Annotated in this window: 13 protein-coding genes; 9 read left to right on the plus strand and 4 right to left on the minus strand. The window is 41.1% G+C overall.

Annotation, left to right across the window (positions count from 1 at the left end):
* Positions 1-683: 683 nt before the first annotated feature.
* On the minus strand, positions 684-1220 hold the full coding sequence (locus M472_RS40310) for a hypothetical protein (protein WP_021071703.1): 537 nt from the start codon (positions 1218-1220) through the stop codon (positions 684-686).
* Between the two features lie 629 nt (positions 1221-1849).
* Here M472_RS40310 and M472_RS40315 point away from each other — a divergent pair.
* Genes M472_RS40315 through M472_RS40325 form a run of 3 tightly spaced genes read left to right on the plus strand, consistent with a single transcriptional unit; the run spans position 1850 to position 7924 of the window.
* Positions 1850-3349 carry a TlpA family protein disulfide reductase gene (locus M472_RS40315; RefSeq protein WP_021071705.1) on the plus strand — a complete coding sequence of 500 codons (1500 nt, stop codon included), beginning with the start codon at positions 1850-1852 and terminating at the stop codon, positions 3347-3349.
* Entirely contained in the window at positions 3346-6537 is a 3192-nt protein-coding gene (locus tag M472_RS40320) for a SusC/RagA family TonB-linked outer membrane protein (protein ID WP_021071706.1), read from the plus strand. The genes M472_RS40315 and M472_RS40320 overlap by 4 nt, the downstream gene beginning before the upstream one ends.
* 19 nt (positions 6538-6556) lie before the next feature.
* The gene (locus M472_RS40325) at positions 6557-7924 is read left to right on the plus strand and encodes a RagB/SusD family nutrient uptake outer membrane protein (protein ID WP_021071707.1); all 1368 of its coding nucleotides are present in this window, start codon (positions 6557-6559) and stop codon (positions 7922-7924) included.
* A gap of 19 nt (positions 7925-7943) precedes the next feature.
* On the opposite strand, the gene M472_RS40330 is transcribed toward M472_RS40325, so the two are convergent.
* Together M472_RS40330 and M472_RS40335 are read right to left on the minus strand one after the other, a co-directional pair.
* Positions 7944-8303, minus strand: a complete 360-nt coding sequence (locus M472_RS40330; RefSeq protein ID WP_021071708.1) for a hypothetical protein — start codon at positions 8301-8303, stop codon at positions 7944-7946.
* A 205-nt stretch (positions 8304-8508) separates the two neighbouring features.
* A complete protein-coding gene (locus M472_RS40335; protein ID WP_021071709.1) occupies positions 8509-9078 on the minus strand; it encodes a Crp/Fnr family transcriptional regulator in 570 nt (189 codons plus the stop codon).
* Positions 9079-9536: 458 nt separating this feature from the next.
* On the opposite strand from M472_RS40335, the gene M472_RS40340 reads away from it, so the two are divergent.
* Together M472_RS40340 and M472_RS40345 are read left to right on the plus strand one after the other, a co-directional pair.
* Positions 9537-10460, plus strand: a complete 924-nt coding sequence (locus tag M472_RS40340) for a hypothetical protein (RefSeq protein WP_021071710.1) — start codon at positions 9537-9539, stop codon at positions 10458-10460.
* A 102-nt stretch (positions 10461-10562) separates the two neighbouring features.
* Positions 10563-11033 (plus strand): hypothetical protein, encoded by a 471-nt coding sequence (locus tag M472_RS40345; protein WP_021071711.1) that lies wholly within the window; start codon positions 10563-10565, stop codon positions 11031-11033.
* Positions 11034-11148: 115 nt separating this feature from the next.
* On the opposite strand, the gene M472_RS45285 is transcribed toward M472_RS40345, so the two are convergent.
* Entirely contained in the window at positions 11149-11373 is a 225-nt protein-coding gene (locus M472_RS45285; RefSeq protein WP_144062776.1) for a hypothetical protein, read from the minus strand.
* A gap of 414 nt (positions 11374-11787) precedes the next feature.
* Between M472_RS45285 and M472_RS40350 the strand changes: the two genes are divergently transcribed.
* The 4 genes from M472_RS40350 (at position 11788) to M472_RS40360 (ending at position 14642) form a co-directional block, all read left to right on the plus strand.
* Complete coding sequence (locus M472_RS40350; protein WP_021071712.1) at positions 11788-12420, plus strand: fibronectin type III domain-containing protein; 633 nt, start codon at positions 11788-11790, stop codon at positions 12418-12420.
* Positions 12421-12636: 216 nt separating this feature from the next.
* Positions 12637-13065, plus strand: coding sequence for a hypothetical protein (locus M472_RS40355; protein WP_021071713.1), 429 nt, complete (start codon positions 12637-12639; stop codon positions 13063-13065).
* Positions 12984-14114, plus strand: a complete 1131-nt coding sequence (locus M472_RS45820; RefSeq protein WP_235049528.1) for a CHAP domain-containing protein — start codon at positions 12984-12986, stop codon at positions 14112-14114. The genes M472_RS40355 and M472_RS45820 overlap by 82 nt, the downstream gene beginning before the upstream one ends.
* A 66-nt stretch (positions 14115-14180) precedes the next feature.
* Positions 14181-14642 (plus strand): hypothetical protein, encoded by a 462-nt coding sequence (locus tag M472_RS40360; RefSeq protein ID WP_021071715.1) that lies wholly within the window; start codon positions 14181-14183, stop codon positions 14640-14642.
* The last annotated feature ends 4 nt before the right edge of the window (positions 14643-14646 follow it).

Here is a 14646-nt window from a genome sequence, read left to right on the forward strand (position 1 = left end):
ATCTAACATCCCATCAGGGATTATGACCTCTTGAATAGATTTTGACATAATTTGCAATTGGTACTTTAGTTTATATAAGTTCTTGCATTTTGTCGGGCCTTAAGTTTCCTTTTACCTATTGGGTCTAAAAATAGAAAGCACCATCTGATGTTCTTGTACGAATCAATTGGTGAAATATATTACTTGAAGATAATAAGTTTATGAGATATAATCAATTTCGGGATATAAGGAAGTGTTTCGTCAAAATTGGTGAATATGATGACTTCTCATACTCTTTTTCTGGAGTAACTCTTCTATTTCTTTTTTTAATTTTAATATCGCATCAAATGTAGCGACTCCATTTTTGGCTGTTTCTATAATTCCAACCAAAAAAACTTCAACCACTGTTTGATATCGCTGTGTGTCCGGACACGCATTAAATTATCGTAATATAATCCTCGATGACGCTCGAAAAAATCTGATAAATACAGAATAGGTTTTTTAATTTAATCCTGCTTAACGTTACTTAAATCTTTAAATTGATTCGTACAATTGCCGTTAGCTTGTCTATGATTTTCTTCCTAGGGCTGTTATTTATGCTGTTTCGCTGTCTTCCTCCTATTTCAAGCGAAGTACCTATTTGCCCGTTTTGGTTGTGTAGTAACTTTGATTATTGGCATTGGTTTTTTCGGGGTTGGCCTGTTTTATTCCGTTGGTTTTTCTTTTTTTGGACCGTATATATTAGCTTTTTTCCCTTTCACAATTGTCTCTCCAACTATCTCAACTAAATCGGAATTTCTCAACATAGCTGTTGAAATATATCGACTTGTAAAGTCCCAATCCTTTTCAAGGAATACTGCTCTTATATCACCAGATCCAAGGCCTTCCGTTTTAAAAATAAGATGGTTAAGTAAAATAAACCTGATAGCGTGCCGTATTGTTGGCCTTTTTTCTAACAAAGTATAGTACTCTGTATTTTTTCTATGTTTAATAAGAAGTCTTTCTCTAAGGTCTGTTTCAGGCTCAAACTCAGCTTTATTAATTCTAGTAAGCGCTACATTAAAAAAATCGCATGCTTTGTTTAAATTATCTATGTTGAACTGAGCTTTATGCTTTTTTATTAGACGAAGTTGCTTCTCTGAAAAGCCTAATAGATTTGCAAAAGTGAGGTCACTAAGACCTGAATAATCCAGTAGCTTGAATATATTAGTGCTAATTATATTTAAATTAAGATGCTCCATAAGCAAACTTCAATTTCAAATAGGACTCAAAAGCGGTAAATAATTTCTTTTTTTGAATTTTATTTTTTAATTTTGAGTATTGATAATCAAGGTTTACTTTGGTTATTGGCATTGAACAAAAAGTCTCTCGTGCAAATTCCGAGTTTTGCTAAGGACGAGGCAGTAGGTTTTCAATGCCCGTAATGATATTTTATGTATTTTTGATGCATACTATAGCGTTATGGGCCCTATTGTTTATCGGTCCTAGGGCCCTCGGAAGCCTGCACGTCGGTAACATAGGGCCTGCTATAGTCGCTATCCGATTTAGAGACTCATAAGTTATAAATGAAATTTATGAGTATGGAAAAACAATTCAAAAAAAATCTAATTTCCGCACCCGAGTAGCTTGGGGAAGGATTTGGTCTCTGGGAGACCAGTCTAATCGGTTTTGCGCTCCAATTATAAAACCCGAAAATTACACCAATTAAAAACTTAAAAGAGAGCTCGCCCGATAACAAATCAATCAATTTTATTTTATGAACCGTGTGGTCTGCCTTAAGGTTATATGATTGTAGACCCGTTCGACTCCACTGCGTTTCGCTCAGGGTGACGGTCACATAGCTAGTAGGTCACACCTATTTACCAAAAAAATGACAAATTTTAATTGGGGTGGAAGAGGACTGTCCTATGGGCAGCCATTCAATATCTCGTTCATAAGCTTAGTAAGCAGATATGTCCTGCATGATTTTAGACCTCTCCGCTACGGTCGAGGTGACGCTATGGGGAAATGGCGGTCGCTATTTGCCAATAACCATAAGCTATCTGCTTTTATAATCATATTCTGTGTGTTGTTTAGTGGTCTTTTGGTATCTCCTGCTTGGGCGCAGGGGGCCAAAGACCTAGTTGAAATTCAACCTTTAAAAGTAGGTGATAAGATACCAGACGAGTTATGGGATCTCCCACTCAAAGTCGTCAATCATCCCGAAGGGAAAGATTATATTAAACTGAATGATTATCGGGACAAAAAGCTGATCATTCTTGACTTTTGGGCAACTTGGTGTGGTAGCTGTATCGCCTCCATACCGAAACTAGGTAAACTTCAAGAAGACTTCAAAAACGAAATACAGATAGTGCCAATTACCAAAGAGGAAGATAAAAAAGTTTTAAAATTTTATGATCAGCATGATTCCGACTTCTTAACGGTGGTTAATGACCGATATTTAAGTGAATGGTTTAAACATCTTTTTCTTCCGCATTACGTAATTATAAATGGTAATGGTATTGTTGTCGCTGTAACCTCGACTGACCAGCTTACAGTTGATAATATAAGTCAGTTACTTAAAGGGGCGGTATTGTCAATTAGTATAAAAAATGATAGAGACAACAGTCGTCCATTATTATTAACATCAGATGCACCTTATGATCGTGTCCAATACAGTTCAATGTTCTTTGAAGGCTTATTGGAGGGGTATCCTGCTGCTATAGAGCAGCGACAAGCAGAAAGTTTGGAGGGTGTGACTTTTACAAATCTATCTCTTCTTAAACTCTATAAAAAAGCGTATAGAAAGTTATACCCAGAATTTAATGATAAAAGATTCGTACTGGATGTTATTGACAGCTCGGGTCTGGTATATAATGTAGACACCCACGTCAACAAAATGGACTGGTACGCCCATAATTTGTACAGTTATGAGATACTTTTAAAAAGCGATAGGAAAGATGATTTATATAGTCTTATGTTGGAAGACCTCAATAGGTTTTCATCGTATCAAGGTAGCATAGTGCAGAGAAGCATGACTTGTCTAAAACTAATAAAAAGCAATGAAACGCCTTCAAGATCTTTGCTCAGCCAAGAGTGCAAGAACGGGATTAAGTATTTTAACCAGATATCACCTCGAACTTTCACTGCTTATTTGGATGGCTTTCCGCAAATTAAACAGATTATTGTAGATGATACAGGTTTAGATAAAATCGACATTGCGATCAGCGAGAAGATAACTGATACGGATGCTTTGAAAACAGAATTGACAGCTCAAGGTTTCGATCTAGAGAAGTCTATAATTGATCTCCCAGTCTTTGTTATAACGATGAAGGAGCGAAGAAAAACATCATTTCAATCGACTAATAGCCTTTTTTCTACAAAAAAATGAAAGTAAATATCTTACTAATTACATATGCTATACTCTCTTGCAGTATTGCAATGGCACAAACGGTTACTATAAAAGGAACCGTGTCAAATAGTATAAATAGTGACCTTTTACAGGGCGTAGCGGTTCGTTCCGGAACAGGAAGTTCTACCCGTAGTGATAACAAAGGGTATTTTGAAATTACTTTGCCAGCGAATAGCCATTCTATCTTGTTCAGTCATATAGGCTATGAAAACAGGGAAATCAAAATGCCTAAAGACGCAGGAGTTTTCCTGAAGGTAGTTCTTCAGGAAAAAAACAACTTACTTGAAGAAGTAAAGATTAATACGGGCTATCAGTCTTTACCGCGTGAACGTATGACGGGCTCGTTTTCTCAAATTGACAAAGCTCGGTTTAACGAACAAGTAGGTAGCCATGTGCTGGACAGGTTGCCGGCGATTGCAAATTCATATGGAGTGACCTCTGCAAGAACCAATCCTAACGGATATACATCAATTCGGGGATTCAGTACACTTACAGGGCCAAGAAACCCACTTATCGTGGTCGATAATTTTCCATATGAGGGTGATATCGATAATTTCAATCCCAATGATGTGGAAAACATAACATTTCTTAAAGACGCGGCCGCGGCATCAATATGGGGTACAAGAGCTGGGAATGGGGTAATCGTAATTACAACCAAAAAGGGCAAGCGTAGCATGCCGACCAATATCACGCTTAGTTCAAATATATCGATATTGGAAAAGCCAGACCTTTTCAAAATAAGAATGATATCCTCCGCTGATTACATTGATATGGAGAAAGATCTATTTAATAATAAGCATCGGTTTTCGGATACGGCTAATATGGGGAGGCCATCGTTTACACCTTTATATGAAATTCTATTCAAAGAAAAAAAACAGATGATTTCCGAGGGAGATGCGAGTAGGCAGATGGATGCCCTTCGTGGTCTGGATGTAAGAGACGATTATCTTCGGTATCTATACAGAACCGGATTTAATAGACAGTATGCGATCAATGCCAATGGGGGAACAAACAGTGTCGCATGGCTTTTGTCTGCAGGACACGATAAGAATGCTGGATTATCGGATGAAGGTTATAAACGTATGACGTTACGGAGCAATAATACATACTATATAAATGAACGTATGGATATTTCCATTGGTGCTTTCTATACACAAACGACCAATTTGTCGGGTAGGCCTACTTACAATTCTATAACAAACGGAACCCTAGTTCTTCCACCTTATACCCGAATGGTAGGGAACAACGGAGAACAGTTGCCGATTTATAAACGAAGGCAGGAATACGTAGACACAGCCGGAGATGGGAAGCTGTTGGACTGGAAATATTATCCTCTAGAAGATTATCAGTACAGCACAGTTACAGCAAATGTTAGAAACTTGCTTGCCAATTTTGGATTTCAATATAAAATAGGACAAGGACTCGTCATGGAGCTAAAATATCAGCACGAATGGCAAAATCTGAAAAGAGAGGTTTGGCAAGGTGAACAAAGCTATTATACACGTGACTTGATTAATAATTTCACGCAGATTAATACAGCAACTGGTGCAGTAGTTTACAAAGTGCCCCTGGGAGATATCATGGACCTGACTGATGTCGATATGCAGGCCTATAATTTCCGAGGTCAGTTAAATTACAGCAAACATTTCGGTGACCATAATTTTTTTGCTCTAGCAGGGTCAGAGATGCGTGAAAAAAAAGATAATAGCGCTACCCACCGTACATATGGACTGAATAAAGATATCCTTACAATTGTTCCTGTTGATTATGCAAATACTTACCCACAGTATCTGACTGGTTTTAATTCTTTTATACCGAATACTGCAAACTTTGAAGGTACGAACACGCGCTATCTTTCTATGTTCGGTAATTTTTCATACACGTATAAGTCCAGATATACGATTTCAGGTAGTGCTAGACGGGATGCTTCGAATACCTTCGGTATTGCTACCAATGATAAGTGGACACCGTTGTGGTCGGCAGGATTGGGCTGGGATATAGCTGCTGAGCGATTTTATAGTCTTAGCTTTGTTTCTTATTTAAAATTGAGAGGTACTTACGGTTTTAGCGGTAATGTAGATCCTTCGCGGACTGCTATGACGACAATAAAATATAGTTCAACCTCACCCTATACTCTAAGTCCGATTACGGATGTAGAGCGTTTCTATAACCCCAGTCTCCGTTGGGAAAAGGTACGGATGACCAATATCGGTCTTGATTTTAAGCTCGCAGGAAACAGGGTGTCTGGAAGTTTAGAATATTTTCAGAAGAAAGCCACGGATTTATATGGCCCTGTTTCACTGGATATGACAGTTGGTCTCCGGACAGCAACGATTACCAAGAATGTCGCTGTGTTGGCTGGAAATGGAGTGGATGTAGAAGTGAGTAGTGAGAATCTAAAAGGGGCGGTTAAATGGGAAACACAGCTTAATTTCTCATGGTACAGTGATAAGGTAATGAAACATTATACCCCTACATATGTGGGGAATAACTTTGTAGGAGGAGGGATGTTTGCTGTAGAGGGAAAGCCTCTGTATTCACTTTTTGCATATCAATGGCACGGTCTGAATCCTGAAAATGGAAATCCTATCGGGTTTATAAACGGCCACCAAAGTGAAAGTTATATGGCAATCACAGGCGATAGTACGCAGCTATCCGATTTAGTGTACAAAGGCTCCTTGATCCCATTGGAGTACGGATCTGTAGGTAACACGGTGCGTTGGAAGGGATTGTCACTTACAGCCCGGGTTAGCTTCGCTTTTGGACACTATTTCCGCAAACAGTCTATCGATTATTCGGGTTTGGTTTCCAGTGGAGTAGGACATTCGGACTTCGGTTTCCGATGGCAGAAAAAAGGAGATGAGGAACACACTAATATTCCATCATGGATCTATCCCTTGAATAATAATAGAGACATGTTCTATAAGTATGCAGAAGTGCTGACTGCAAGAGCAGACAACATACGTCTGCAATACATTAGTTTAGACTATGTATTACCGGAAAAAACCGTTGCCCGTATGGGCTGTTCTCTTGTTCGCTTTTTTTGCACAGCATCAAATTTGGGCTTGCTTTGGCGAAAAAACACGGATGGGATTGACCCGGATTATCCGGAAACAGACATACAGCCTTCAAGAACTTTTTCATTAGGTGTTAATATTGGTTTTTAATTGTTTAAAAAAAGAGTTTATGAAAACATATAGATGTATTGTTATATCAGTATCACTTGCATTGTTCGGTATGCTGGTGAGCTGTGAGCGTTTTTTGGATACTAAACCTGATCAAAAACTAGTGGTGCCTTCCACTATTCAGGATCTTCAGGGTATATTGGATTCTTACCTTAGAGTCAATCAATACGAACCCAGTGCTGCCGAAGTCAGCGCAGATAACTATTATCTCACGGATGCCGACTGGGATGGTTTAGCTAGAGAAGTGTATCGAAGGATGTACGTATGGGAAAAAGATAATCTGTTTGAGGCTGGTACAGGCGAGTGGTCTTATTGTTATGATAATGTATTTCGGGCAAATACAGTGCTTGATAACCTAGACAAGATTAAGCTGTCTACTGGAGAACAAGAAGCATTCGATAATCTTAAGGGGCAAGCTCTAGCCTTAAGGGCAAGGAGCTTCCTAAAGGTAGCAGGTGTGTGGGCACAGGCTTATGATGAGAAAACAGCAGATACAGATTTGGGTATTCCCATCCGGTTGAATTCAGATTTTAATACGATTTCTACTCGATCTACATTGCGGGAAACCTACATGCAGATTATTTCTGACTTGAAAGCATCTATCCCCTTGTTGCCTGTATCACAGCTTCATGTGCTTAGGACCAATAAGGCGGCAGCATATGGATTACTAGCCCGAACGTATCTGTTTATGGGGAAGTATGATGAGGCGGGAATTTATGCTGACTCTTGTTTACAGCTATATGATAAGCTGTTGGATTATAATTTACTGAATAAAGCCCTAGCATATCCCGTAAATCAATTCAATGAGGAGGTAATACTTTCGACCAGAATGTTAACTCCTTCGTCTATGGGAAATACGAAAGCTAAAATAGATCCTTTGTTAATTCAGTCTTATCACGCCCATGATCTTCGCAGTAGTATTTTTTTTAAAAGTAACAACAATGGAACTTATGGGTTTAAAGGGGGGTATGAAGGAGCTGGTTCTCTTTTTGATGGTATAGCGACGGATGAGATGTTCTTGATCCGTGCCGAATGTGCAGCACGGAGCGGTCAGATATCGGAGGCGATGAAAGATCTAAATCATTTAATGGTACACAGATGGGATAACGCAAAATTATTTGTTCCATACGTTGCTGATACAAAAGAAAAGACTGTAGAGCTTGTTTTATTGGAACGTAGAAAAGAACTTTTAATGCGCGGGCTTCGTTGGATGGATATTAAAAGGCTGAATAAAAAGGGGGCTGATATAACATTAAAAAGAACTGTCAAGGGCAAAGAATATTCGATAACTCCGAATGATGTACGATTTGCATTGCCAATTCCAAATGATGTTATAGCATTAACGGGGATGAAACAGAATCCCCGTTAATGTTGCGCCAAGCACAGATTTAATCTCTGTGCTTGGTTGCATTGTCTTCTACAAAGGCTACAGCTGCACTTGGCGAAAGTGTGTTTAGATAATTTGTCAGCTGTGTCTCGTTAGTTATCGAAGGCATGTTCGGTGCCACTACACAAGGGAGTTCTCCAAAATCACATTCTTCTGTCCCATCACTGGTTTCCCAGTTTGAGGGGTTAGTGATGCTATTAATACTTGTATCGCTACCCTTATAGCGGAACTCCGTATTTGCTGTTTTTGAAACAGATAAAATGTCATTACTGTTAGAAATAGCTTTGACGCCGAAAGATAGTGTTAGACCCAGTATCGAAAATAAGATGGCATGTAGCCAATTGTTTTTTGTTGCTCTCATCGCAATTTATTTAGATTATTAAAAATAATTGTCGCTGCTGCCTTTTATTTATACACCTGGGCACAGCCTGTGCGGTGTACCCTTTTGGCTGGTGCGCCCTTTCTTCAGATTACCTTGCATCCTCAGTCAGTTGTACTTGCGTTTTGATGAAGCTAAGGTAGGATGGTGCATCGGGGATAAATCGGGCGGGACGGTAGTATAATATCTAGCGCCCCAGTTCTTGTCTTCTGCTTCGGTACAGCGTCTTTGGATCGATGTTTAGGTATTGTGCCAGCTGCTTGTTATTGAGGGTTGCAGGGATGGCGGGTAGATGTTTCAGTGTCTCTCGGTAACGCTCGGTAGGAGGATGGCTCATTACCCGTAGCTTGAGATCACCTATGGTAGACCGTCGCTGTCGTAGGATATTGATCAATCGCATGATGGGCGCATGAATTTCCATTAGTCTGCGCAGCTCGGCAAGGTGTATCACTGCCAGTCGAGTATCTTTTAAGATATATATGTCAAGATCATGACTGCTGTCGCTGTATTCGTGTTTGGTTCCCGTAAATGATTGCCCCGGTAATGTCATCCAGTGCATATAAGGAGGATGGTTCTCGTAGTAATACAATGCACCGACTAATCCATCCAGTACGTAGCACCATTGCTGGCAGCGGTCTCTGTCGCGACAATAGATTTTATTTTTATCAAAGTGCTGTACTTTCGTCATACTAAGTAATGCATTGCTGGATGCTTCGCATTGCAGTAGCTTTACGACTTGGCTTCTGAATTTTTCCATAACTCCCCTTTACTGTTTCAGGATTTTATAATATGTTTCTGCAAAGTCGAATGGCTTTTGGAGCTGCTGCTCAAAAAAAAAGTGTGAACGGATATTATCATAATCGAGTGGTGTTTTTAAAGTTTATCAGATAGGGTTATATAACGGGCTGCTGGGTATATAACCGGTGTTGGTTTCTGTGTTTTACTGCCTGTTGAATTACGCATTATTTTTTGTTTCAATTAATCTTATGGGTACTATTTTTCTTTACTATTAATTTTTACTAATTTCAGGTTTTACTTTTAACAGTAAAGTTAATGCCTTTTGTAGGTCAGTGTGCCCGGTGGACAATGTATTATCGATGAAACAGGTCGTTGTTGCGGTGTAATTTGGATTTGCGAGATAGGAAATAAGTGGTTTTAATCGGTCTAGTGCTAGTTGTTCAACGGTTTTATAGCGTGATACCAGATTTCCTTTTTATGAAAAATATTCCGTTGAAATTCTTAGAACTTCCGTTTAAAACAATACGTTTTTTGCTCCGGTACGAGTGGGGCCTATGGGGAGTGCCGGCACTTCTTGGTGCTCATTTTCTTACGATCTATAGAAAACCAGGGCATGAAGTGACTATTGTGTGGGATAAATTCTATGTGGGCTGGTTGGTCTTTTGGTTTTTTCTGCTGTGGATCAGCCAGCTGTGTTGTGTATATGCGGTGCGCTATTTTTTCTACCTTAGGCGTACAGGTATCTCTGCTGTCGCGTTGTTTCTTTCCAAATCTCTTCTCTTTTTCATTATGTTGCAACTGGTCTATCCGTTCCTATTGGTGCAACTTTTCGCACTGATGCCCCATGAACACAGTGCCGAATATTGGAGACCGGGGTGTGTGGATATTGAATTGGGGGTAGTCTGCAGTTGGCTGTTTGCGTCTGTGACATTTCTGGTTTTCTATCATGCTTTTAGGAGCTATATGCGGAAAGAACGGCAGTTGCTTATAGCCTCTCAACGGAATAAATTGCAGCAGATGGAGATCGTGAGACTTGACCAGTGGGAGGATGTTGAGGCGACTTTTATGCTGATACGGCAAGGGGATAGGGGACTAAGGCTTAAGAATAATGGCATGCTTGTAAAGGATGCCAGAAAGGCAAAAGATATCAAAGCGATGTTAGATGTTTATTATTTCGAGATATCCAAGGGTATCAATCTCCATCGCAAATATGTCGTAAAGCTGGATGCACAAGAGAACAAAGTGTACTTAGCTGCGGACAAGTTGGAAGTGTTGCGTAAAATGGTACAGAAATATCCGGAGCTCCAGAGTATTCAGCAGGCTATAAAGTCTAAACATGGCTTGTTGTATCTATCTCCGACTATGTACAAGAAGATAATGAAGGAGAGAGAAGAGGAATAATTTTGATCTGTCTGTAAACTGTCTGCATTTATAAACCTTGCGGGGCATGACATGGCCTATTGGCCATAGGGCTGCGCCGTGTCCTGTCTAATATGTGTATGCATGTTGACTATCGACCAATTGAAAAGTATCCTTGATGCTGCTGGCCTTACTGTTGACCTCATCCAGTACCATCTGCAACCGGGGAGTAGTCTGTCTAGACAGCTCCGTCTGCTGCTGAATCTGATTGTTGAACATTCATCGTTGGATGAAGAAGAATGCTCCTTGATGGAGCAACTGATGTGCCGCGTCTATCCTGGAATAGATCCAGCAGTACTATCGAAATCTAAAGCCGAAATATCGGCACCTCCCGAACATGTAAGTACGCAATGGGTCATTGCTTATCTGGATCTTGTTAAGAGTACGTTCTATAAACAGGTGTTCAAAAAATTGTTGTTTCCTGTAGAAACGATCGGAAACAGACAGTATTATCTCAAGAGCGAGGTGCAGGCACTGATGGTAAGGCGTGAAAAGGGGGAATGGACCTACTCCAAACTGAACAAGGAACGGGTAGAAAAAGCTCGGAAAAAGTGATTGCTTCTTCGAGATGAGTGACTGCATGTCGGCATCCGGTGATTGCTTATTGCTATAGGGTGATCCCTATTCGCTGCGGAGTGATTCCTGTCTGGCGATCCGTGGCTGCCCTTTCCTAAGATGTGATCGCTAGTTGAGGTGCCGTGGTCACTTGTCTCGATTTAGTGTTTGCTGTTTCTGAAGCAGTGGTCGCTCTTTTGGGCGGAGTGTCCACAAGGTGTGATCCACTGACCACAAGGTGTAACCGACTGTTCACTTCTTGCTGTCGAGTGGTTGCGGTATGCGCTGAAGCGATCACCTTTCGTTCTCCAGTGGTCACTGGATGCTGTGGGGCAATCACCTTTTAGTAGCAAGGGGCTTCTTGTTTGCAAAATGTGGCCAGTTGTAGGCAAGGGGTGGTCATCGATTGACAGCAGGTGATTACATTTTTATAAAATGTGATCACTTTTCGCTGGATAGTGATCACTGGCTGGTATGTAGTGCCCCCTTTTCCCTGACAGGTGGGTACTTGTTCATTTATAGTGATCGGTGATCCTGATAATGTGGTCACTGAAAGCGAAAGACCAATCACTTTTTATGGGGGTTTTATAGAGAGTCTGTCCGAGTTTGCAGGGCATACTGTCCGTAGTAGTCCGACTTTGTCCGAGTATTGAACTTGGGGTGGGTATTGCAATATGTTTGTCGAGCATGGCAATCCGGAGTGCCGTGCGGTAAACAAATTGTATAATGGGAATAGTCCCACAAGAATAACGCTATGAGAAAGAAAAAAGTAGTATTGGATTATTCAGGTCTGAAAGATGACGAGCTGAATACACTGGCGGGCAAGGTGCTCGACTGTCTAAATGCACACCTGACATTTACCGATCCACCGGTAGAGTTGGCTGACCTAGAAGCCCAGGTCAAGGACTTTAGGAACAAGTGGCAGAAAGCCAGCCGTGGTGGTAGCTTATTGGAGATTGCTGAAAAGAATGACGCCAAAGAGCTGATCGCATTGAGCTTGAAAGACATTGCCTTTTATGTCAATAAGCTGAGTAAGGGCTCGCGGTCTCTCTTGTTGAGTTCGGGATTGATTCTAGAGGCTGATCAGAGACCTAATGAGGTGCCTGATAGGATGACTGGTGGCGAACTCTCGGACGGTAAGCAGATAGGGCAACTGCAGGTCAAATTCAAACCACAAAAAGGGGCGCTGATCTATGAGTATGAGATTGCAGATTCGTTGGGCGCCGACGGACAGCCGGATTGGAAGGAAAACTTTCAGACGGGTACAAGCCAAGGAAATATCTATGCGGTGGCAAAACCCAACTGTATGTATTACCTAAGGATCCGTGCGCGTAACAAAAAGGGGATAGGTGACTGGTCTGAGGTGGTCTCGCTGAAGACAAGATAGGTAATCCCTCAAGCCGGGAAGGCTCATACTTATCTTGCTTGATCAAGAAAGTATGCAAAGAAATCAAGGCTTGGAAACCGTTACGCTAAAAGATCATCATGATCCTAAAAGTATTTGAGACGCTTCGCTGTTAAATTCTTTTTTTATGGATCATGATGGTCTTTATTAACGCTACAATTTCCTAGGCCATAGTTTTCTACATTTAATCTTAATAATATGCAAACACTAACAAACAACTCTTCATGGCTGACCCAGGGCACTATATCGTCATCCCGCCGTGTCCCGATTGTTCGGGTACCGCAGTGGAGGGGTCTACAAACTATACAGAAATTAAAGCTCGGCTTCTTACTACTGATCATCGCTTGGGTAGGCCTATCGGTGGTACTGCAACTTATCGACCCGGCTATTGGTGTGCTGGACTTTGGTACACTGACCGTTGCGGTCTTTGGGCTGCTCGTAGGATGGCTCGCTATCTATATCAGTACCTGGCTGCAGGAGATGCTGTGGCATCCGTTTAAATCTTTTCGTAAACAGTTTGGGCATCATTTTAATCAACTATCATCATGGCAACAATGTATTATCTATTTTTCGGTTTTCTTTTTACTGCTTTATGCAGTGATAATGGTGATGGTAGTAGTGTTTTAAAGTTCGGTTATACTACTTTATTTGTCCCACCCAACACCGATCCGTCATTTTCCATGACGAGGACTTCATTTTTTTCCTTGATAAAAAAAACGAAGCAAAAAAAATCAAGACTTGGGCAATACGACGCTAAATATTTCTTGACAGGTCTAAACATCTCGGAGCCGTTGCACTTCGCTTCACTTCATCGATATGTTTTTAACGACCTGCAAAAAATATTCTTAACGCTGTATCACCCTAGGTCGTTGGATGACGAAACGCCTTCGGTGAGCTCGCAAGCTCGGTTTGTAGGCGATAGACAGAGGAAATGTAAGGGATTTGCTTCTATTAGTCATCACCCTAGGTCGTTGGACGACGAAACATCAAGAACTCAAACAGTCTCACAACCTAGGCCATTTTATTCAGGTAGTGCTAGTAGTCCCTTACAACCAAAATTAATGTCGCCTGTGAAGCTTTTGACATTAGTAGGGGGAGGCACTACAGTACGGTCAAAAGGTTCGAGCGACGATTTTTGCTTCTTTTTGGTAAAAAGAAGGAGCCCGTCTGGCGACGAAGACATGAAGATTAAAGATGATAAGATTCTTTTTGCTAGTATTCGTCAATCAATAATAACGATAGCTTCAAAAGAACTTGGCGTCCGTGAAGCCACGGGCAATAATGATGGTCCTCGTGTCGAAGAATATCTTCGCTACACCAATCTTGGTAAAGGCTACGAGTGGTGTGCGGCGTTTGTGTCTTGGGTTTATGGGCAAGCTGGATTTGACGTTCCACGTAACCCATGGTCTCCGGCCTTGTTTCCAAAGGCTCGGGTGTATTGGAGAAGTGGTGAGAAGGTTGAAAGATTAGATAGTGAGAGGGTAAAAGCGGATGTGTTCGGTATATATGGAGCTGGAGTGAAACGTATCAATCATGTGGGGATGGTCAAAGAACGTACAAACGATTACCTGATCACGATCGAGGGCAATAGTAATAACCGGGTGGAATCTCGACGTAGACATCTGCGGACGGTATATGCATTGGCGGGTTGGGTTGATCAGGTTAACGAGTTATGAAGTTATCGAGTTAACAAGTAAAGAGTCATGCCTGTCTGGCATAGAAGACAATAAAACATTACTATTATGGAAGGAAATATTACGATATCTCGAATTTACCTCAGTACGATCCTTATCACCCTTGTCACCTTCTCTTGTCGAATCAGTAAGCAGAAGCAAGAACAACTGGCAGTACATGCCAAGACACAGGAAGAAGTTCGTCAGTTGTCTGATAGGTTGGTATGGCAGCAACAGGACAGCAGTGAGTCCTATTGGATGCTGCAGACAGATTCTCTACTTTATTATCACCCACAATGGGGATTATGGACACAGGGTGGCATATTGCAGGGAAGTCATGCTCAAAGGCAACAATCGAGTGTGACTATGGAAAGAGATAGCATCGTAAGGGAGATGGAGCAAGAAGAAAATATGCGGTATAGCAGTTATTGGTCACGAAAGATTAAGGAGAATTGGGGATTTGTTATAGTGGCCGCTGTGCTCGCTATCGTATGGGTGATTTTTGGCTTTATAAAACCCCACCGACCATAACTAT

Source organism: Sphingobacterium paucimobilis HER1398, assembly GCF_000416985.1.
Classification (GTDB): Bacteria; Bacteroidota; Bacteroidia; order Sphingobacteriales; family Sphingobacteriaceae; genus Sphingobacterium; species Sphingobacterium paucimobilis.